This is a genomic window from Allobosea sp. WAO (assembly GCF_001509835.1).
GTDB lineage: Bacteria > Pseudomonadota > Alphaproteobacteria > Rhizobiales > Beijerinckiaceae > Allobosea.
This window is the reverse complement of sequence record NZ_JXTJ01000020.1, coordinates 1-21699: the sequence shown is the minus strand read 5'-3', so window position 1 is coordinate 21699 and position 21699 is coordinate 1. Positions and strand designations below refer to the sequence as shown.

The window sequence follows — 21699 nt, the reverse complement described above, 5'->3', positions numbered from 1 at the left end:
ATGATGGCGGCGCAGGCGGCCCCCGCGGCCCGGCCCATTCTGGAGGTCGCCGGTATCTCGCTCGCCTTCGGCGGCGTGCGTGCCTTGACCGACGTCTCCTTCCAGGTGCCGGAGGGCTCGATCACGGCGGTGATCGGCCCCAACGGTGCCGGCAAGACCTCGCTGTTCAACACGATCTCGGGCTTCTACCGGCCGCAGGCCGGGCAGATCAGTTTTGCGGGCGAGAGCCTGGCCGGCGTGCGCGCGCCGGAGCGTGCGGCGCGCGGGCTCGCCCGCACCTTCCAGAACATCGCCCTGTTCCGCGGCATGACCGTGCTCGACAACATCAAGCTCGGCCGGCACGCGCATCTGCGCACCGGCGTGCTCGACGCGCTGTTCTACTGGGGCAGGGCGCAGAAGGAGGAGCTGGCGCTGCGGGCCGAGATCGAGGAGCGGATCATCGACTTCCTCGAGATCCAGCACATCCGCAACGCCTCGGTCGCGACTCTGTCCTACGGCCTGCAGAAGCGCGTCGAGCTTGCCCGGGCGCTCGCGATGCGGCCGCGCATCCTGATGCTCGACGAGCCGGTCGCCGGCATGAACCGCGAAGAGACCGAGGACATGGCCCGCTTCATCCTCGACGTGAAGGAGGAATGGGGCGTCACCATCCTGATGGTCGAGCACGACATGGGCATGGTGATGGACATCTCCGACCATGTCGTCGTGCTGAACTTCGGCCAGGTCATCGCCAGCGGCACGCCGCGCGAGGTGCAGGGCAATGAAGCGGTGATCGCGGCCTATCTCGGTTCCGGCGATGTCGGCGAGCTGTCGCGCCGGATCAAGGCGGAGGCGGTGTGATGGACACGCTCTTCCTCTTCGAAGTCACCCTGGCCGGGCTCGGGGCCGGCGCGCTCTATTCGCTGACCGGCGTCGCCTTCGTGCTGATCTACAAGGCGACCCGCGTGGTCAACCTCGCGATCGGCGAGATCCTGATGCTGGGCGGCTATGCCTTTCTCGGCTTCGCCGCCGGGTTCGGCCTCTCGCCCTGGCTCGCCCTGCCGCTCGCCATCGCCGCCGGCGGCGTCCTCGGCTGGCTGGTCGAGCGCATCATGATCCGGCCGATGCTGGGTGAGAGCCCGATCTCGGTGTTCATGGTGACGATCGGGCTCGGCTCGATCCTCGCCGGCGTGGTCCAGCTGGTGTGGGGCGCGGACCCGTTGCGCCTGCCAGAGTTCATGCCGTCGACGCCGGTCTTCATCGGCGAGGCCTATCTCGCGCCGAAGGTGGCGATCGGCTTCGTGGCGGCGGCCGTGGTGATCGGGCTTTTCCTCGCCCTGTTCCGCTTCTCGCGCGGCGGCGTAGCGCTCAAGGCGACGGCGGCCGACCAAGGCGCCGCCTACTCGGTCGGCATCGACGTGCCGCGCGTCTTCTCGGTCGCCTGGATTCTCGCCTGCGCCACCGCCGCCGGCGCCGGCGTGCTGGTCGGGGCGATCGGCGGGATCTCGCCGACCATGGGCGTGTTCGGCCTCTCGGTGCTCGTCGTCGTCATCATCGGCGGGCTCGACTCGATCGCCGGCGCGCTGGTCGGCGGCCTCCTGATCGGGCTGGTCGAGGCGCTTGCCGGCGCCTTCCTCGGTGGCGAGTTCAAGCTCGTCGTCACCTTCGCTTTGCTGCTCGTGCTGCTGATGGTCCGGCCCTACGGGCTGTTCGGCACGCATGAGATCGAGAGGCTTTAGCGCCATGCGGATCGGCACGCTCAAGACCAGCTATGCCGCCGACGAGGCGCTGTTCGACAGCTCCGTGCAGCGCACGCTGCTGGTGCTGCTCGCACTCGCTGCGGTCGCCTTCCCCTTCGTGGCGAGCCCGTACTGGCTCTTCCTCGCCTGCCTGTGCGCCATCAATGTCGCGAGCGCGACGGGATTGAACCTACTCACCGGCTATACCGGGCTCGTCAGCCTGGGGCAGGCCGCGTTCATGAGCGTTGGCGCTTATACGGTAGCGGTTCTGGAGATCCGGCTCGGCACGCCGTTCCTGCTCAACCTGCTGATCGGCGCCGGGCTCGCCGCGATGATCGGCATTCTCGTCGGCATTCCCAGCCTGAAGGTGAAGGGGCTCTATCTCGCCATTGCGACGATCGCCGCCTCGGTGATCCTGCACTTCCTGTTCTCGCACTGGTCGCTGACCGGCGAGGCGCGCGGCCTGTCGATGCCGCCGGCACGGCTGTTCGGGATCAGTCTCGATCAGCCCTTCTCGCTCTACTGGCTGATCATGCCGGTGACCTGCCTGATGGTGCTCGGCGCCGCGAACCTGCTGCGGACTCGCATCGGACGCGCCTTCATCGCCATCCGGGACCGCGATATCTCTGCCGAGGTGCTCGGCATCCCCTTGCTGCGCTACAAGCTCACCAGCTTTGCGATCTCCTCCTTCTATGCCGGCCTCGCCGGCGGGCTCTGGGCCTATTTCTTCCGCGTGGTGACGCCGGAGAGCTTTCCGCTGGTCAACTCGATCTTCTACCTCGCCGCGATCATCGTCGGCGGCATGGGGACGATCCTCGGCGGCATCCTCGGTGCGGTCTTCATGACGCTGGTGCCCGAGCTTCTGAAATTCGTCGCGAACTGGGCGACGCCGATCTACCCCGACGCGCTCGCAGCGCTGGCGCCGGTGCGCACCATCGTCTTCGGCGGGCTGATCGTCGGCTTCCTGATCTTCGAACCGCGCGGCCTCGCCGAAATCTGGCGGCGGGCGCGGCGCTTCTTCCATCTCTGGCCCTTCAGGACCTGAAGGCGCACGGGACACGTGCCTTTGACGAAACGGCCGTCGCCAAGAACGGCCACATCAGCGGGAGGACGAGCATGAGCAAGATCAGGTTGAACCGGCGGGAGCTTCTGGCCGGGACGGCGGCGACGGCCGCGATGGCATTCGGGATGGGCCCGCTCGCGGCGCAGGAGGGCGGCGACATCGTGCTCGGCGGCTCTATCCCGCTGACCGGCGTCTTCGCCTTCGCAGGCGTCGGCATCCATGCGGGCATCCAGGACTATCTCAAGATCCTGAACGATGGCGGCGGCATCAAGGGCCGCAAGATCAAGTATGTCGCCGAGGACACCGCCTACAAGGTCGACGCCTCGGTGGCCGCCTTCAACAAGATCACCAGCCAGGAGAAGGTCTCGCTCTACTATGGCGACTCGACCGGCTTCTCGAAGACGATCAATCCCGAGCTCGAGCGCCGCGGCACCATGATCATGGCCGGCGCCTCCTTCGCGACCGAGCTCAACGATCCCAAGAAGTACCCGCTGCAGTTCATGGCCGGGCCGGACTACACCGAGATGTTCGGCATTCTCCTGCGCTACATCGCCAAGGAGAAGCCGGGCGCCCGCGTCGCCTTCGTCTATTCCGACACCGAGTTCGGGCGCGACCCGATCGTGCCGGGCGAGGCGGTCGCCAAGGAGCTGAAGCTCACCGTCGTCGAGAAGATCGTGACCCCGCCCGGCAGCGTCGACGTCTCGACCGAGGTGCTGAAGCTGCGTCGCGCCAATCCCGACTTCACGATCTTCCACGGCTATGTGCTGGCGCCGATCCCGGAATTCGTCACCCAGGCGAAGCAGATGGGCATGAAGAGCCAGTTCATGGGCACCTTCTGGACCATGGACAATTCGACGGTGCAGCGCATGGGCGACGCCGCCGACGGCTTTATGGGCGTGATGCCGTACCGCTACTATTACGACAAGGACGGCACCTCGCCGATGCTGGAGAAGATCCGGCAGATGCGCACCGAATACCAGTCGACCGGCTATCTCCAGGGCTTCGTCACCGCCATGCTGATGGCCGAGGCGGTGAAACGCACGCTCGATGCCGGCAAGGAGCTGACCGGCGCCAACCTCAAGGCCGGGCTGAACAGCATCAAGGACTTCGACACCGGCGGCCTGTTCGGCGTGCCGATCTCGATCCCCGGCAATTCCGTGCCGGTCGGCCGGATCTATCGCTTCGACAGCAAGGCCAAGCAGATGCTGCCGGCCTCCGACTGGATCAAGCTTTGATCCTCAGACGCAGGGCGAGGGGCTGAAGGCATGGCCGGGACCGCAGTGCTCGACGTGAACAATGTCGAGGTCGTCTACAACAGGACGGTGCAGGTGCTGCGCGGCCTGTCGCTGCGCGTGCCGCAGGGCGAGATCGTCGCCCTGCTCGGCTCGAACGGAGCCGGCAAGTCGACCCTGCTCAAGGCCGTGTCGAACCTGCTCGCGCTCGAGGATGGTGCCGTCACCGGCGGCGCCATCCATTTCCAGGGCGACGATATCGCGAGCCTCGCCCCGCATGGCCTCGTCCGGCGCGGCCTGTTCCATGTCATGGAGGGGCGGCGCATCTTCGAGGACCTGACGGTCGAGGAGAACCTGACCGCGGCGACCTTCGCGCTGACCGGCCGCCAGCTGCCGGCAGCTGATTTCGATCTGGTCTACAGCTATTTCCCGCGCCTGCACGAGCGCCGGAAGGGACTGGCGGGCTATCTCTCCGGCGGCGAGCAGCAGATGCTCGCCATCGGGCGGGCTCTGATCGCCCGGCCCTCGCTGATCCTGCTCGACGAACCCTCGCTCGGCCTCGCGCCGAAGCTGGTCGAGGAGATTTTCACCATCATCGCGCGGATCAATGCCGAGCAGGGCGTCTCGATGCTGCTGGTCGAGCAGAACGCAGCGGTCGCCTTCGCGGTCGCGAGCTACGGCTACATCCTTGAAATGGGCAAGGTCGTGATCGACGGCCCGGTCGACAAGCTGGTCCGCGACCAGGACGTGCGCGAATTCTATCTCGGCCTCGGCGGCGCCGGGGGCGAGCGCAGCTATCGCGACATCAAGCACTACAAGCGCCGCAAGCGCTGGCTTTCGTGAGGTCGGCAACGATGCGCGAGCTTCCCAATCTCACCCTGCCGCAGATGCTGCGCGAGAATGCCCGGGCGATGCCCGAGCGCATCGCCCTCAGGCAGAAGGATTTCGGCATCTGGCTGCCGATCAGCTGGGCCGAATATGATCGCCGCGCCCGGCATTTCGGGCTCGGCCTGCGCGCGCTCGGCCTCGCCGAAGGCGGTCATGTCGGCATCCTCTCCGAGAACCGCGCCGAATGGGTGGTCGCCCAGCTCGGCGCCGGCATGGTCAGGGCAGTTGCGATCGGCGTCTATGCGACCAGCCCGGCCAACGAGGTCGCCTATGTGCTGGTGCATGGTGAGGTCGAGATCGTGGTCTGCGAGGACCAGGAGCAGGCCGACAAGGTGCTGGAGCGGATCGCGGAGCTGCCGCGGCTGAAGCGGATCGTGGTGATCGATCCCAAGGGCCTGCGGCAGTACGGTTCGGAGCTGATCGTCTCCTTCGCCGATGTGCTGAAGAGCGGCGCGGAATACGAGATCGCGCATCCCGGCCTGGTCGAGGCCTGCCTTGCCGCGCAGACCCCGGCCGATATCGGCCTGATGGTCTACACCTCCGGCTCGACCGGCAAGCCGAAGGGCGCGATGCTGAGCTACCGCAACATGCGGGCCCAGGCTACCGGCGTCATCGAACGGCTCGGCTACGATGCCGACACCACCAACCTGTCCTATCTGCCGCTCTGCCATGTCGCAGAGCAGATGCTGAGCACGATGGCGCCGATCTATTCCGGATCCTGCGTCTCCTTCGGCGAGTCGATCCGCACCGTGCAGGAAGATCTGCGCGAGATCGCGCCGACGCTCTTCCTCGGCGTGCCGCGGATCTGGGAGAAGCTGCACGCTTCGATCCACATCAAGCTGATGGAGGCGGGTGGCTGGCGCCGGCGCCTGTTCGAAGCGGGCCTCGCCGCCTGCGAGCCTTTCGCCACCAAACCGCGCGAAGCACGCAGCCTGCGCGAGAAGGCGGTCGCCGGGTTCTACCATCTCGTCATCTTCCGGGCGCTGCAGAACTTCATCGGCCTGCGCAAGGTGAAGGTCGCGCTCACCGGCGCGGCCCCGATCCCGCCGCGCATCGTGCAGTTCTTCCGGACGCTCGGCGTTCCGCTCGTCGAGGTCTATGGCCTCACCGAGACTTCCGGAATGTCCGTCGGCCAGCGGCGCGAACGCCTGCTGCCCAGTTCGGTCGGCGAGGCGGTTGCCGGTGCCGAGCTCAAGCTGGGCGCCGAAGGCGAGCTCCTGCTGCGCGGCGACATCGTCTTCGAGGGCTATTTCCGCAATCCCGAGGCGACGGCGGCCGTGTTGCGCGATGGCTGGCTGCACACCGGCGACGTCGCCGCGATCGAGGATGGCCAGACACGGATCGTCGACCGACTGAAGGACATCATGATCACCGCCGGCGGCAAGAATCTCAGCCCGTCGGAGATCGAGAACACGGTGAAGGGCAGCGCCTTCATCAAGGAGTGCATCGTCGTCGCCGATGGCCGGCGCTATCCCTCGGCGCTGATCCAGATCGACGGCGAGACCGTGGGCAAATGGGCGGAGGAAAACCGCATCGCCTTCACCCATTTCCGCAGCCTCGCCGAGCATAGCCGCGTGCGCGAGCTGGTCGCCGCCGAGATCGAGCGGGCCAATGCCCAGCTCGCGCCGGTCGCGCAGCTCAAGCGCTTCCACCTCCTCGTCAAGGAACTCGATCATGATGACGACGAGGTCACCGCGACGATGAAGGTGCGTCGTGCCAACATCGCAAAGAAATACGCCGCCGAGATCGAAGGGCTGTACAAGCCCGAGCGGCAGGCCGAATCCGCCTGAAGGAGCAGTTTCATGAGCCGACATGTCGTCATCACCGCGGGCGTCCGCACTGCCATCGGCACGTTCGGCGGGGCGCTGTCCGGCCATGCGCCGTCTGAGCTCGGCGCGCTCGTCGTCGGCGAGGCGCTGAGCCGCGCCGGGTTGCCCGCTGCCGCGGTCGGCCATGTCGTCTTCGGCAATGTCATCCTGACCGAGTCGAAGGATGCCTATCTCGCCCGCGTCGCGGCGATCGAGGCCGGGATTCCGGTCGAGGTTCCTGCGATGACGCTGAACCGGCTCTGCGGTTCCGGCGTGCAGGCGATCATCTCGGGCGCCCAGGCGATCATGCTCGGCGATTGCGATACCGCGGTTGCGGGCGGCGCCGAGACGATGAGCCGTGCGCCGCATCTTCTCGCCACGGCCCGCTTCGGCCAGCGCATGGGCGATGCGGTCGTCGCCGACCATCTGACCGGCGTGCTGACCGACCCGTTCGGCAACGGCATCATGGGCATCACGGCGGAAAACGTCGCCGAGCGCTACGGCATCGATCGCGAGGCGCAGGACGCCTTCGCAGCCGAAAGCCAGCGGCGCGCGGCCGAGGCGATCGCCGCCGGCCGCTTCAAGGAGCAGATCCTGCCGGTCGAAGTCCGCAAGGGCCGCGACACGATCAGCTTCGATACCGACGAGCATCCCAAGCCCGCAACGACGGCGGAGACGCTGAAGGGGCTGCGGCCGACCTTCAAGAAGGACGGAACGGTCACGCCCGGCAACGCCTCCGGTATCAATGATGGCGCCGCCGCCATGGTGCTGATGGAAGAAGGGCGCGCCGGTCGCGAGGGCAAGCCGGTGCTCGCGCGCCTCGTGGGTTATGCCCATGCCGGTGTCGAGCCGGGCGTGATGGGCATCGGTCCCGTGCCGGCTGTGCAGGCTCTGCTCAAGCGCACCGGGCTCTCGCTCGGCGATTTCGACGTGATCGAGTCGAACGAGGCCTTCGCCGCCCAGGCCTGCGCGGTCGCCAAGGAACTCGGCTTCGATCCGGCCAGGGTCAATCCGAATGGCGGGGCGATCGCGCTCGGCCATCCCGTCGGCGCGACGGGTGCGATCATTACCCTGAAGGCGGCCTATGAGCTCCAGCGCACCGGCGGTCGCTACGGGCTCATCACGATGTGCATCGGCGGCGGTCAGGGCATCGCGCTGGCGATCGAGCGGGCCTGAGCCGGATGGCGGCGCCACTCTGGAAGACGCAGGCGCAGCGCGAGCAGGAGCGCGCGCTGAAGCGCGAGGCCGTGCTGCGGGCTGCGGCGCGCGCCTTCAGCGAGCAGGGCTTTCACCGGACCTCGCTCGACGATGTCGCCGAGCGGCTCAACGTCACCAAGCCGACGATCTACCACTACGTCCGCAGCAAGGACGAGATCCTGTTCGAATGCGTGCGGATCGGGCTGGAGCGGCTCGATTCCGCTTCGGCCTCCGCTGAAGCGCAGCGCGGCGGCGACTCCGGGCTCGACCGGCTGATCGTACTCTGGACTGAGTATGCGCGGATCGTCACCGAGGATTTCGGCCGCTGCCTGATCCTGGTCGGCGAGGATCCCTTGCCGGCCGAGACGCGCAAGGAGCTGCGTGCCCTCAAGGGCAAGATCGACAGGCGCTTCCGTGGGCTGATCGAGCAGGGGATTGCGGACGGTTCGATCCAGCCCTGCGATCCCAAGCTGCTCGCCTTCGCCGCGGCCGGCGCACTGAGCTGGATCGCCCGCTGGCATGACCCGGCAGGTTCCTTGCCAGTCGACGAGATCGCCCGGCAGACGATCGGCTTCTTCGTCAACGGCATCGGGATAAATGGCGCGGGAGCGGGGCGCGGCCGCCATGCCGGACAGCACGCAAGCGTGGTGTGAACGGGCGCTTTGCTCGACCTGAAGCGGAGATTTCTCCGGCCATACGGCGGCTTGGCGCGGCGGTGCGCCCTACCGGTCGCTAGAATTCTAGATTGATTGACATCAATTACGCGTGTTCCCGAACACCGCATTGAGGCGGGCAGCGGCCAGGGTCGTTGCTAAAGCGTCTTACGCTGGCGATAGTGCAGTGCGGCAAGCTGCTGCGACGCTCCGACGTACAAGCCCCGTGGCGTGTAGGGAAAAGCGATATGATCGGTCCCTTCTCGGTGAACCCATCCGCCGGTGTAAAGGCGGAAGCGCTGTTTCGCACTGATCTCGGCGACTATCTGGTCGATGTCGCCCAGCGCAATGTGCTGATGCTCGATGTGCTGCGCAGGCGCGGCGACAATTATCTCGAGCATGTGGCGATGATCGCGCCGAATGTCCTGGGCTTCAGCTTCGAGCCCGTGATGAGCGGTCGCAATCTGCCGCGCCCGGTCAACTACTGGCTGGTCCGGATCATTCCGCCGGAGGGCGTCGTCACCAACGAGGCGTCGCGCCCCTTCATCGTGGTCGATCCGCGTGCCGGCCATGGGCCGGGAATCGGCGGGATGAAACCGGACAGCGAGATCGGCGCGGCGCTGGCGGCCGGCCATCCCTGCTATTTCATCGGCTTCCTGCCCGATCCGGTGCCGGGGCAGACGATCGAGGATGTCGGCTGCGCGGAAGCCGCCTTCATCGAGGCCGTTATCAAGCGCCATCCCGGCTATCCCGGCAAACCCTGCGTCATCGGCAATTGCCAGGCCGGCTGGGCCGTGCTCGGGCTCGCGGCCGCCCGCCCCGATCTGATGGGGCCGATCATGGCGGCGGGCGCGCCGCTGGCCTATTGGAACGGCAAGGACGGCCTCAACCCGATGCGCTATTCAGGCGGCATGCTCGGCGGCTCCTGGCTGGCCTCGCTGACGGGCGATCTCGGCGCCGGCATCTTCGACGGGGCCTATCTCGTCCAGAATTTCGAGAAGCTGAACCCGGCCAATACCTGGTGGGGCAAGCTCTACGATGTCTGGTCGCAGGTCGACACGGAGGCCGAGCGCTTCCTGTCCTTCGAGAAATGGTGGGGCGGCCATGTGCTGCTCAACCGCGAGGAGATCGAGTTCATCGTCGAAGAGCTTTTCGTCGGCAACAAGCTGACCAAGGGCGAGGTCAGGCTGTCCTCCGGCAAGACCATCGATCTGCGCGAGGTGACCTCGCCGATCGTGGTGTTCTGCTCCTGGGGCGACAACATCACCCCGCCGCAGCAGGCGCTGGGCTGGGTCACCGATCTCTATGCCAGCGATCTCGCCCTGATCGCGGCGGAGCAGACCATCGTCTATTGCATCCACCCGCAGGCGGGTCACCTCGGCGTGTTCGTCTCGAGCTCGGTCGCGAGGAAGGAGCATACCGAGCTCACCGAGAACATGGACCTGATCGACATCCTGCCGCCCGGCCTGTGGGAGGCGGTGATCACGCCGCGCGAGCCGGGGCAGGACTATGCCGATCTCGCCACCGGCAACCATGTGCTGCGCTTCGAGCCGCGCAAGCTCGATGACATCCGCGCACTGGGGCTGAACACGCCCGAGGATGACCGGCGTTTCGCGACTGTCGCCAAGCTCTCGGAGGTCAACGCCGATTTCTACAAGACCTGGCTACGGCCCTGGGTGAAGGCGGCGGCCAACGCGCCTTCCGCTGAATTGTCGCGCCGGCTCAATCCGCTGCGCTCGCAATTCGAGGCATTCTCGCACAACAACCCGTTCCTGCGCGGCGTTCCCGCATTGGCGGAGCAGGTCCGCCGCAATCGCCGCCCGGCCGCTGCCGGCAATCCGTTCCTGGCCTGGCAGCAGATGGCTTCGCAGAACATCGCCGCCTCGCTCGACCTGTTCCGTGATGTCCGCGATTCCGCCACCGAACTCCTGTTCAAGCAGGTCTATGGCTGGCCGGCCTTGCAACAGGCGCTCGGCGTCACCGACGAGACGGCGCGCCCGGCGCCGGCCGATCGCGAGCGCGGCGTCGCCAAGCTGGAGGCCGGGCTGGCCGGCCTCCGCCAGCGGGTCAGCGACATCGACGCGAATATCGCGGTGCTGCGCGCCTTCATGTTCGTGCTGGCGGCAGGCAAGAGCCTCGACGAACGCATCTTCGCCGCGCTCCGGCGCTTGCAGAAGAAGCACCAGAGCCTGGAAGGCACGACGCTCTGGCAATTCAAGGCCAAGGTCCGCGAGCAGTTCTTCATGCTGCGCTTCGACCGGGAGGAGGCCGTCGCCGCGATCGAGCGCGTTCTGCAAACGCAGGCTCCGCCGATCTCGCTGGAGGAGTTCCACGGCATCCTGACCGCGGCCGGCCCGCTCGAAGGGGAAGCGCTCGCCCGCTACGAACGCGTCAGCAGGATGTTCCCGGATCATGCGCCGGAGCGTGACCAGCCGGCGCCGAGCGCTGGAACGCAGGCCCCTTCCGTCCGTGCGGCCGCGCCCAAGCCGGCAGCGCAACGGCGCAGGCCCGCCACCGGACCACGCCGCCGTACCGCCCCGCAGAAGTGATCCCGACGATGGCCCAGACCTCCACGCTCGCCGCCGAACCCGGTCAGTCCCGGCGCCTTGCTGCCAACGGCGACAAGTATGAGCGCCTGATCGCCAAGGCACGCGAAATCCCGCCGGCACTGACCGCCGTCGCGCATCCCTGCGACGAAGCCTCGCTGAGGGGCGCCCTCGACGCTGCCGCGCAAGGCTTGATCACGCCGATCCTCGTCGGCCCCAGCGCTCGGATCATCGCCACGGCGAAGCAGGCCGGCCTCGACATCGCCGGCTTCGAGATCGTCGACACCCCGCACAGCCATGCCTCGGCCGCCAAGGCTGTCGAGCTGGTGCATGCCGGCAAGGCGGCGCTGCTGATGAAGGGCAGCCTGCACACCGACGAATTGCTGGCCGAGGTGACCAACAAGGAGACCGGGCTGCGCACCGGCCGGCGCATCAGCCATGTCTTCATCATGGACGTGCCGACCTATGCCGAGCCGCTCTTCATCACCGACGCTGCGGTCAACATCTTCCCCGATCTCGAAGCCAAGCGCGACATCATCCAGAACGCGATCGACCTGCATGTCGGGCTCGGGCTCGGCACGCCGCGGGTCGCGATCCTGTCGGCAGTCGAGACCGTGACGACCAAGATTCCGAGCACGCTGGAGGCCGCGGCGCTCTGCAAGATGGCCGATCGCGGGCAGATCTCCGGCGGCCTGCTCGACGGGCCGCTCGCGCTCGACAATGCGATCAGCCCGGAAGCGGCGAGCATCAAGGGCATCGTCTCGCCGGTCGCGGGCAAGGCCCAGATCCTGGTGGTGCCGGACCTCGAAGCCGGCAACATGCTGGCGAAGAACCTGACCTTCCTGTCGGGCGCCGATGCCGCCGGCATCGTGCTCGGCGCGCGCGTGCCGATCATCCTGACGAGCCGCGCCGACAATGTCCGCACAAGGCTCGCCTCCTGTGCGGTTGCCGGGCTCTATGCCCATGCGCTGGCCCAGACGCGCCCGATCGGAGGCTAGGCGGTGAGCGAGGTCCTGTTCGTCGTCAATGCCGGCAGTTCGAGCATCAAGTTCAAGTTCTACCGCGTCGTCGGCGAGGATATCGAGCTGGTCTTCGGCGGCGCCGTCGACGGCATCGGCACGAGGCCGCGGCTCAAGGCGAAGGACCATGCCGGCGAGACGCTGATCGAGCGCAGTTTCGGCGCGGAGGAGGTCGCGAATTCCTCGCAGGCGCAGCGCATCATCGCCGACTGGGTCGGCGGGCAGATGAAGGACGCGCAGCTGATCGGCATCGGCCACCGCGTCGTCCATGGCGGGCCGGTCTATTCGGCCCCGGTCCTGGTCGACGATGCGGTGATGCGCACGCTCGAGACCTTCATCCCGTTGGCGCCGCTGCACCAGCTCAGCAATCTCGATCCGATCCGTGTCTTGCGCGAGCGCCGGCCCGATCTGCCGCAGGTCGCCTGTTTCGACACGGCCTTCCATCGTGGGCATCCCGAATTGTCGGACCGCTTCGCCCTGCCGCGCGCGCTCTATGACGAGGGCGTAAGGCGCTACGGCTTCCACGGCCTTTCCTACGAATATGTCTCGCAGGCGCTGCGCGGCATCGCGCCGGAGATCGCCGACAAGCGCGTGATCATTGCCCATCTCGGCTCCGGCGCCTCGGTCTGCGCCCTGGAAGGCGGCCGCAGCATCGAGACGACCATGGGCTTCACCGCGCTGGATGGATTGCCGATGGGGACGCGCTCCGGTTCGCTCGACCCCGGCGTCGTGCTGCACCTGATCGAGCAGAAGGGCATGAGCCCGGCCGAGGTCGGGCATATGCTCTACCATGAGAGCGGGCTGCGCGGCCTGTCCGGGATCAGCAACGATGTCCGGGCCTTGCTGGAGAGCGACAAGCCGGAAGCGGCGATGGCGATCGACTTCTTCAGCCTGCGCGTCGCGCAGGCCTTCGCGAGCCTTTCGGTCTCGCTCGGCGGGCTCGACGCGCTCGTCTTCACCGCCGGCGTCGGCGAGAATGCCCATCAGGTCCGGCGCAATGTGGTCGAACGCCTGCATTGGGCCGGGTTCGCGCTCGACGACGAGGCCAACCGCCGCAACGACCGCCGGATCGAGGCGCCCGGCAGCCGCGTGCCGATCCTCGTCGTCCCCACGGACGAGGAACGCATGATCGGCCAGCACACGCTGCGTCTGTTGCGGCAGCCGGTATCGGCGGCCAGCGTAAGCGCTCGGCCGTAGGATTGCATCGCGAAGCAGGCTGGCCCCGTGCCGGCCGGAGCTCGGAGAACGAAAATGAGATTCGCAGGCTTATCGACCGCGACGGCTCTGGCCGTGACGCTCCTGACCTTCGGCAGCGTCGCGATCCCGGTGTCTCAGGATTTCTCGGTGAGCGCTCCGGCGCAGGCCCAATCGCGGATCAAGGAGTTTCTGCAGCGCCTGCGCAGCGGCAACCTTCCGTCCGGAATCGCCAAGTCGAACGGCCGGATCGAGGCGACGCAGATCGACGTCGCCGCCAAATATGCCGGGCGCCTGTCGCAGGTGCTGGTCAATGAGGGCGATGACGTCACGGCCGGGCAGGTCGTGGCGAAGATCTCCTCGCCGGAATACGAGGCGCAGCTTCGCGGGGCCCAGTCGCAGGTCCTCAAGGCCAAGCAGGGGCTGGCCGAGGCGAACGCCCTGATCGTCCAGCGCAAGAGCGAGATCACCCTGACACAGGCCGAACTGGAGCGCGGCCAGCAGCTCGTCGACAAGGGCTATCTGACGAGACAGACCTTCGACCAGCGCGTCGCCAAGGCCGACACGGCGAAGGCCGCGCTCGTCGCCGCCGAGGCGCAGCGCGATCAGGCAGAGTTCGCCATCAAGAGCGCCGAGGCCGAGGTCGACCGGATCGAGGCCGTGCTGGTCGACATGACCCTGGTCGCGCCGCGCAGCGGGCGGGTGCAGTACCAGCTCGCCCGGGCCGGCGAGGTCGTCGGTGCCGGCTCGCGCATCCTGACGCTTCTCGATCTCAGCGATGTCTACATGACGATCTACCTGCCGGCGGCGCAGGCCGGGCTGCTGGCCCTTGGCGACGAGGCGCGGATCACGGTCGATCCGCTGCCGAACTACGTCATCCCCGCCAATGTCAGCTTCGTCGCGGCGGATGCGCAATTCACGCCCAAGAGCGTCGAGACGGCCGATGAGCGCGAGAAGCTGATGTTCCGCGTCAAGCTGCAGATCGATCCGCGCGTGCTGAAGAAATACCACCGCCAGGCGAAGACCGGCGTGCGCGGCATGGGCTTTGTCCGCACCAGCCCCTCGATCCAATGGCCCGAAGACCTCAGCGTGAAGCTCCCCTGATGAGCGAGGAGGTCATCGCCAGGGTCGAGCGGGTCTCGCACCATTACGGCAAGACGGTTGCGCTCGACGACGTCTCGATCGCCTTCCCGGCCCGCCGCATGGTCGGCGTGATCGGCCCGGACGGGGTCGGCAAATCGGCGCTGCTCGCCTTGGTCGCCGGTGTCAGGCAGATCCAGACCGGGGTGGTCACGGTCTTTGGCGGCGACATGGCCGACAAGGCGCATCGCGAAAAACACGGCGCCCGCATCGCCTATATGCCGCAGGGGCTCGGCCGCAATCTCTACCCGACGCTGAGCGTCTTCGAGAATATCGACTTCCACGGGCGGCTGTTCGGGCAGGGCGAGGCCGAACGGCGCCGGCGCATCGACGAGCTGCTGCAGGCGACCGGGCTCGACCCGTTCGAGGATCGCCCGGCCGGCAAGCTGTCGGGCGGCATGAAGCAGAAGCTCAGCCTGTGCTGCGCCCTGATCCACGACCCCGACCTGCTCATCCTCGACGAGCCGACCACCGGCGTCGATCCGCTCTCGCGCGGCCAGTTCTGGGACCTGATCAACACGATCCGCGGCCGGCGCCCGCATATGAGCGTCATCGTCGCCACCGCCTATATGGACGAGGCCGAGCGCTTCGACTGGCTCGCCGCCATGGACGACGGCAAGGTGATCGCCTCGGGCCCGGTCGTCGAAATCCTGGAGCGAACTGGGCAGAAATCGCTGGAAGCGGCCTTCATCGCGCTGCTGCCGGAGGCGAAGCGGGCGCATCACCAGGAGGTGATCGTGCGACCGCGCCCGGCCAGCGACAGCGACGTGCCGGCGATCGAGGCGGAGGGGCTGACCCGCCGCTTCGGCGATTTCACCGCCGTCGACCATGTCAGCTTCCGCATCCAGCGCGGCGAGATCTTCGGCTTCCTCGGCTCGAATGGCTGCGGCAAGTCGACGGTGATGAAGATGCTCACCGGCCTGCTGCCAGCGAGCGAGGGCACGGCCAAGCTGTTCGGCAAGCCGATGGGCTCGAACGACATGGAGACGCGCCGCAATGTCGGCTACATGTCGCAGGCCTTCTCGCTCTATACCGAGCTGACCGTCCGCCAGAACCTCGAGCTGCACGCCAAGCTCTACCATCTGCCGAGCGAGGAGATCGAAGGCCGCATCGCCGAGCTGCTCGAACGCTATGATCTGAAGGACGTGGTCGACGCCCGTCCCGACAGCCTGCCGCTCGGCATCAAGCAGCGCCTGCAGCTCGCCGTCGCCGTGCTCCACCGCCCGGCCATGCTCATCCTCGACGAGCCGACCCTCATCCTCGACGAGCCGACCTCCGGCGTCGACCCGATCGCGCGCGACGCCTTCTGGCGCACGCTGATCGACCTCTCGCGCGACGACGGCGTGACGATCTTCCTTTCGACCCATTTCATGAACGAGGCGGAACGCTGCGACCGCATCTCGCTGATGCATGCCGGCAAGGTGCTCGCGGTCGGCACGCCCGAGGAGCTGGTGCGCGAGCGCGGGAGCGCCTCGCTCGAGGACACTTTCGTCGATTATCTCGCCGAGGCTGCCGGGATCGACCGGGAAGCCAAGATCGAGGCGCCGGATCCCGGCGCGGCGGTACCGGCGCCTGAGCCGATCCGCCCGCCGCGCCCGCGATCCGATCCGGCTCGCCTTCGCCTTTCTCGGCCCACTCGTGCTGATGATCGCCTTCGGCTTCGGCATCTCCTTCGACGTCGAGAATCTGCGCTTCTCGGCACTCGACTACGACAACACGCCCGAAAGCCGGCAACTGGTCGAGGCCTTCTCGGGGTCGCGCTATTTCGAAGAGCGCCCGCCGCTACGCAGCTCGGGCGAGCTCGATCAGCGCCTGCGAACCGGCGAACTCCAGCTCGCCATCGGCGAACTCCAGCTCGCCATCGAGATCCCGCCGGGCTTCGGCCGCGACCTGCAATCTGGCCGCAAGCCGGAGGTAGCGGTCTGGCTCGACGGCGCCATGCCCTTCCGCGCCGAGACCACCAAGGGCTATGTCACCGGCCTTGCCGCGCAATACGCCCAGGAGTGGCTGGCGCAGAACAGCACCGGCAAGAGCGCCGCCAGCCTGATCAATATCGAGACGCGCTTCCGCTACAACCAGGCCTTCAAGAGCGTGAACGCGATGGTGCCGAGCGTTATCATGCTGATGCTGATCCTGATCCCGGCGATCATGTCCGCCATCGCGGTGGTGCGCGAGAAGGAGACCGGCTCGATCGCCAATTTCCAGTCGACGCCGATCACCAAGTTCGAGTTCCTGTTCGGCAAGCAGCTGCCTTATATCGCGATCGCGATGATCAGCTTCGTGCTGCTGGTGCTGCTGGCGCTCTTTCTGTTCGGGGTGCCGATCAAGGGCTCGGTGACGCTGCTGGCCCTGGGGACCCTGCTCTACGTCACGGCGACCACCGGCTTCGGCCAACTGATCTCGACCTTCACCAAGACACAGGTCTCGGCCGTGTTCGCGACCGCGATCCTCTCGATCATCCCGGCGGTGAACTTCTCCGGCCTGCTCGTTCCGGTCGCTTCGCTCTCGGGTGGGGCGCGGTTGATCGGGCTCGGTTTCCCGACGGCCTGGTATCAGCCGATCAGCGTCGGCACCTTCACCAAGGGGCTCGGCTTCGACGATCTCTCCTTCAACCTCGTCATGCTCGCCGGCTTCGCGCTGTTCTTCCTCCTCCTGGCGCAGCTCCTCCTGCGCAAGCAGGAGCTCTGAGATGAGCAGCGAGAGCTCCACCACCACCCAGGCTCGTGCTGGACAGCGCCTGTCCGGGCTGCGCATTCATCTGGAGAACATCTTCGAGCTCGTGATCAAGGAGCTGCGCAGCATCCGTGCCGATCCGGTGATGCTGATCCTCCTGGTCTATTCCTTCAGCATCGCCGTCTACACGGTGGCGACCGGCGCCTCGACCGAGGCGAAGAACCTGTCGGTCGGCATCGTCGACGAGGATCGCTCGGACCTCTCGCGCCAGATCCAACACGCGCTCAACCCGCCGCTGTTCAAGAGCGCGGTGACGATCAACGCCCGCGCGATCGACGAGGAGATGGACCATGGCAGGTTGGTCTTCGTGCTGGAGATCCCGCCTTCCTTCCAGGCCGACCTGCTCTCCGGCCGGCGCGCCTCGCTGCAACTCAATGTCGACGCCACCGCGATGACGCAGGCCGGCAATGGCGCGGTCTATATCCAGTCGATCATCGCACAGGAGGTGACCAACTTCCTGAGCGGTCGCGAAACCCTGGCCGACGTTCCGGTGAATGTCGTGATCCGCGCCAAGTTCAACCCGAACCTCGACTCGGCCTGGTTCACCTCGGTGATGCAGGTGATCAACAGCATTACGCTGCTGACCGTGATCCTGACCGGCGCCGCCCTGATCCGCGAGCGCGAACAGGGCACGGTCGAGCATCTCCTGGTGATGCCGGTGGTGCCGACCGAGATCATGTTGGCCAAGATCATCGCCAACGGCATCGTCATCCTGGTCGCGGCCGGCCTTTCGCTGGCCCTCGTCGTGCAATGGTGGCTGCAGGTGCCGATCGCCGGCTCGCTGACGCTCTTCCTCGCCGGTGCCGCGCTCTATGTCTTCGCCGTCGCGGCGCTCGGCATCATGCTTGGCACGCTCGCCACCACGATGGGGCAATTCGGGCTCCTCGCCATCCCGATTCTCGTGCTGATGCAGCTCCTCTCGGGCTCCAGCACCCCGATGGAGAGCATGCCGGTCTGGCTGCAATACACCATGCAGACCATCAGCCCGACGCCGCATTTCGTGGCCTTCGCGCAGGCCGTCCTCTATCGCGGCGCGGGGCTCTCGGTGGTCTGGCTCCAGCTCGTCGCGCTGATCGTCATCGGCGGCATCTACTTTGCTTATGCTCTCAGCCGTTTCCGCCGAGTGATCTTCGGAGACTGACCCCATGACGCCGATCGGTGAACTCGTTCGTGGCAAGAAGGGCTTGATCGTCGGCATCGCCAATGAAGGCAGTATCGCCTTCGGCTGCGGCCGGGTGCTGCACCGGCTCGGCGCGGAACTGGCCGTGACCTATCTCAACGCCAAGGCCGAGAAATGGGTCAGGCCGCTCGCCGAGGAGCTCGCCAGCCCGATCATCATGCCGCTCGATGTCGAGGTCCCCGGCGAACTCGACGCGGTGTTCGCGGCGATCGCCCGGCAATGGGGCAAGCTCGACTTCGTCATTCATTCGATCGCCTTCGCCCCGCGCGACGACTTGCATGGCCGCGTCGTCGATGTTTCGCGCGAAGGCTTCGAGCAGGCGATGCGGGTTTCCTGCTATTCGCTGATCGAGATGACGCGCGCCGCCGAGCCGCTGATGGCGGCGGGCGGCACCATCCTGACGATGAGCTATTACGGCGCCGAGAAGGTGCTCGATAACTACAACATCATGGGGCCGGTGAAGGCCGCACTGGAGAGCACGACGCGCTATCTCGCCCATGAGCTCGGCCAGAAGGGCATCCGCCTGCACGCGCTTTCGCCGGGGCCGTTGAAGACGCGCGCGGCCGGCGGTATCGCCGGCTTCGACGAATTGCTGTCGCAGGCCGCCGCGCGGGCGCCGCAGGGGCGCGTCGTCACCATCGACGAGGTCGGCCAGGTCGCCGCCTTCCTGATCAGCGACGCGGCCACGGGCATGACCGGCAACACGATCTATGTCGATGCCGGCTACCACATCATGGGGTAGGGCATCGGAACGGAAAGTGGGGCGCCCTTTTCGGATCGATCCGATGCTCCGGCAGAGCGACCGGTTGCCGTCTCAGCCGAGGCGGTAAGGCAGGATGCCGCGCTCCCAGGGATCGACGATCACGGCGCGGTCGAGCGGCGGCACGGCGCGTTGCGGGCAGTCCGGCCGCTCGCAGAGCCGGCAATTGATCCCGATCTCGGCAACCTTGCCGCTGCTGCGGATGGCGTCGGCGTAGATCAGCTCGTCGGCATAGGCCATCTCGCAGCCGATGCCGATGGCGTAGCGCGAGCGCACCGCGTCGAAGCGCGACTCGCCCTTGCTGATTGCCCGCGCGATCGAGAGGTATTGCCGGCCATCCGGCATTTCCGCCCGCTGCACGAGGAAGCGGTCGGGCATCTCGAAGGCCTCGTGGATGTTCCAGATCGGGCAGGCGCCGCCATAGCGGGCGAACTGGAAGCGCGTCGCGCTATGGCGCTTGGTGATGTTGCCGGCGCGGTCGACGCGCAGGAAGTACATCGGGACGCCCTCCTGCCCGGAGCGCTGCAAGGTCGAGAGCCGGTGGCAGACCTGTTCTAGGCTGGCGCCGAAGCGGACGGCGAGCCGCTCGACATCGTGCCGCATCCGGCGGGCCTCGTCGCGAAAGGCGCCATAGGGCATGGTCAGCGCGCCGGCGAAATAGTTGGAGAGGGCGGCCGAGCAGACGAGCGCGCTGTCGCGGTTGAGGAAGCCGGCCTGCGCCACGATGGCGTCAGCCGTCTCGCCATGGGTCAGCCGCGCGACATGGCGGGCGAGGGCGAAGACCTGGCTGGAGACCGGCAGCGCCTCGTTCAGCGTGATCCTGCCGGCTTCGCGCTCCAGCCGGCTCTGGGCGGGATGCGTATCGGGCGGGCATTCGACGACGCTAAGCCCGTGCTCGCTGGCGAGATAGGTTTCCATGCGCTGGCGGGGATCGCCGGGGATCTCGGAGATGCGCGTCGCCAGGGCTTCGGCGGCGAGGTCGAGCGCGTCGACATAGTTTCCGATGAAATGGAAGAAGTCGCGGACCTCGTCGAAGGCCGAGATCGGTCGGCGCGGCTGCGAGGGTTCGGGATGCACGGCCTCGTCGAGGGCGCGATAGCGCGCCTCGAGGCTCTGGTACTGCGCGTGCAGATCGAGCAGGGCCCGGCCGATTTGCGGCATCTGGACGGCGGCGGTGCGCAGTTCGCGCGGATTGACCTCGATCGCGGCAAAGAGCGGGTCGGCCAGCGTCTCGCGCAGATTGGCGGCGAGCCGGTCGCCGAGATCGTCGGTGAAGATCGAGAGATTGACCCTGAAGACGCGGGCGAGGTCGACCACCATCGTGCCGGACAGGCTGCGCTGGCTCGCCTCGATCTGGCTGAGATAGCTTGGGGAGATGTTGAGCCGGCGGGCCAGTTCGAGCTGGGTCCAGTCGCGTTCCTCGCGCAATCTGCGAATGGTCGCGCCGGCGAAAAGCTTGCGTCTCAACTTTTCTGTTGGCGAACTTGTTAATTTTGCCATTTCGCAATTTTGCACAAAATCCCTTGCCGCCACAAGGCGCGCGGCGGATAGGGCAGGCGAGGGAGACGGCCATGCAAGACATCCTGAACGATCTCGAGTCCCGCCGCGCGGGGGCCCGTCTCGGTGGCGGGGAGCGGCGGATTTCGGCGCAGCACGGCAGGGGCAAGCTGACGGCGCGCGAGCGGATCGAGCTCCTGCTCGACAAGGACTCCTTCGAGGAGTTCGACATGTTCGTGCAGCACCGGGCGGTCGATTTCGGCATGGACAAGGCCGAGAAGATCCCGGGCGACGGCGTCGTCACCGGCTGGGGCACGGTCAATGGCCGCACCGTCTTCGTCTTCTCCAAGGATTTCACCGTCTTCGGCGGCTCGCTCTCCGAAACCCATGCCCAGAAGATCATCAAGATCCAGGACATGGCGCTGAAGATGCGCGCGCCGATCGTCGGCCTGTTCGATGCCGGCGGCGCCCGCATCCAGGAGGGCGTCGCGGCGCTCGGCGGCTATGGCGAGGTCTTCAAGCGGAACGTCCAGGCTTCGGGGGTCATCCCGCAGATCTCGGTGATCATGGGCCCGTGCGCCGGCGGCGACGTCTATTCGCCGGCGATGACCGACTTCATCTTCATGGTCCGCGACACCTCCTACATGTTCGTCACCGGCCCCGAGGTGGTGAAGACCGTCACCAACGAGACCGTGACGACAATCCGAACAAGCCCTATGACATCAAGGAACTGATCCTGAAGACGCTCGACGAGGGCGATTTCTTCGAGATCCAGGAGGCCTACGCCAAGAACATCGTCACCGGCTTCGGGCGGATCGAGGGCCGCACGGTCGGGGTCGTCGCCAACCAGCCGATGGTGCTGGCCGGGGTGCTCGATGCCGATGCCTCGCGCAAGGCGGCGCGCTTCGTGCGCTATTGCGACGCCTTCGAGATCCCGATCGTCACCTTCGTCGACGTTCCCGGCTTCCTGCCCGGCACGGCGCAGGAATATGGCGGGCTGATCAAGCACGGCGCCAAGCTGCTCTTCGCCTATTCGGAATGCACCGTGCCGCTGGTCACGGTGATCACCCGAAA

15 protein-coding genes and 2 pseudogenes are annotated in these 21699 nt (G+C 66.9%); 16 read left to right on the top strand and 1 reads right to left on the bottom strand.

Translation table 11 applies throughout. The features are described from left to right. From DK26_RS27220 to fabI, 15 genes and pseudogenes are all read left to right on the top strand, one after another. Positions 1-837, top strand: a complete 837-nt coding sequence (locus DK26_RS27220) for an ABC transporter ATP-binding protein (protein ID WP_198162423.1) — start codon at positions 1-3, stop codon at positions 835-837. Further along, positions 837-1715, top strand: a complete 879-nt coding sequence (locus DK26_RS27215) for a branched-chain amino acid ABC transporter permease (RefSeq protein WP_083533646.1) — start codon at positions 837-839, stop codon at positions 1713-1715. The genes DK26_RS27220 and DK26_RS27215 overlap by 1 nt, the downstream gene beginning before the upstream one ends. 4 nt (positions 1716-1719) lie before the next feature. Continuing rightward, entirely contained in the window at positions 1720-2760 is a 1041-nt protein-coding gene (locus tag DK26_RS27210) for a branched-chain amino acid ABC transporter permease (RefSeq protein ID WP_066479699.1), read from the top strand. 71 nt (positions 2761-2831) lie between these two features. Next, the gene (locus DK26_RS27205) at positions 2832-4013 is read left to right on the top strand and encodes an ABC transporter substrate-binding protein (RefSeq protein WP_066479697.1); all 1182 of its coding nucleotides are present in this window, start codon (positions 2832-2834) and stop codon (positions 4011-4013) included. Positions 4014-4043: 30 nt separating this feature from the next. Further along, positions 4044-4853, top strand: a complete 810-nt coding sequence (locus DK26_RS27200; RefSeq protein ID WP_066479694.1) for an ABC transporter ATP-binding protein — start codon at positions 4044-4046, stop codon at positions 4851-4853. A gap of 11 nt (positions 4854-4864) precedes the next feature. Next, on the top strand, positions 4865-6688 hold the full coding sequence (locus tag DK26_RS27195; RefSeq protein WP_066479691.1) for an AMP-binding protein: 1824 nt from the start codon (positions 4865-4867) through the stop codon (positions 6686-6688). Positions 6689-6700: 12 nt separating this feature from the next. After that, complete coding sequence (gene bktB / locus DK26_RS27190) at positions 6701-7882, top strand: beta-ketothiolase BktB (RefSeq protein ID WP_066479689.1); 1182 nt, start codon at positions 6701-6703, stop codon at positions 7880-7882. A gap of 5 nt (positions 7883-7887) precedes the next feature. Beyond that, the gene (locus DK26_RS27185; RefSeq protein WP_066479686.1) at positions 7888-8556 is read left to right on the top strand and encodes a TetR/AcrR family transcriptional regulator; all 669 of its coding nucleotides are present in this window, start codon (positions 7888-7890) and stop codon (positions 8554-8556) included. 248 nt (positions 8557-8804) lie between these two features. After that, positions 8805-11105: a DUF3141 domain-containing protein gene (locus tag DK26_RS27180; RefSeq protein WP_083533645.1), complete on the top strand. Its 2301-nt coding sequence runs from the start codon at positions 8805-8807 to the stop codon at positions 11103-11105. A gap of 8 nt (positions 11106-11113) precedes the next feature. Then, positions 11114-12100: a phosphate acetyltransferase gene (locus tag DK26_RS27175; protein ID WP_066479684.1), complete on the top strand. Its 987-nt coding sequence runs from the start codon at positions 11114-11116 to the stop codon at positions 12098-12100. Between the two features lie 3 nt (positions 12101-12103). Beyond that, complete coding sequence (locus tag DK26_RS27170) at positions 12104-13318, top strand: acetate/propionate family kinase (RefSeq protein WP_066479682.1); 1215 nt, start codon at positions 12104-12106, stop codon at positions 13316-13318. Between the two features lie 54 nt (positions 13319-13372). Continuing rightward, entirely contained in the window at positions 13373-14419 is a 1047-nt protein-coding gene (locus DK26_RS27165; RefSeq protein WP_083533644.1) for an efflux RND transporter periplasmic adaptor subunit, read from the top strand. Next, a pseudogene (locus DK26_RS27160) lies at positions 14419-17143 on the top strand (ABC transporter ATP-binding protein/permease). Before DK26_RS27165 ends, DK26_RS27160 begins: the two are co-directional and overlap by 1 nt. A gap of 1 nt (position 17144) precedes the next feature. Further along, on the top strand, positions 17145-18329 hold the full coding sequence (locus DK26_RS27155; RefSeq protein ID WP_066479681.1) for an ABC transporter permease: 1185 nt from the start codon (positions 17145-17147) through the stop codon (positions 18327-18329). Positions 18330-18333: 4 nt separating this feature from the next. Beyond that, complete coding sequence (fabI, locus tag DK26_RS27150; RefSeq protein WP_066479676.1) at positions 18334-19110, top strand: enoyl-ACP reductase FabI; 777 nt, start codon at positions 18334-18336, stop codon at positions 19108-19110. 72 nt (positions 19111-19182) lie between these two features. Here fabI and DK26_RS27145 read toward each other — a convergent pair whose 3' ends face one another. Beyond that, positions 19183-20595, bottom strand: coding sequence for a short-chain fatty acyl-CoA regulator family protein (locus DK26_RS27145; RefSeq protein ID WP_184231775.1), 1413 nt, complete (start codon positions 20593-20595; stop codon positions 19183-19185). A gap of 104 nt (positions 20596-20699) precedes the next feature. Between DK26_RS27145 and DK26_RS27140 the strand changes: the two are divergent. Next, positions 20700-21699 (top strand): annotated as a pseudogene (locus tag DK26_RS27140) (carboxyl transferase domain-containing protein); the annotation flags it as partial.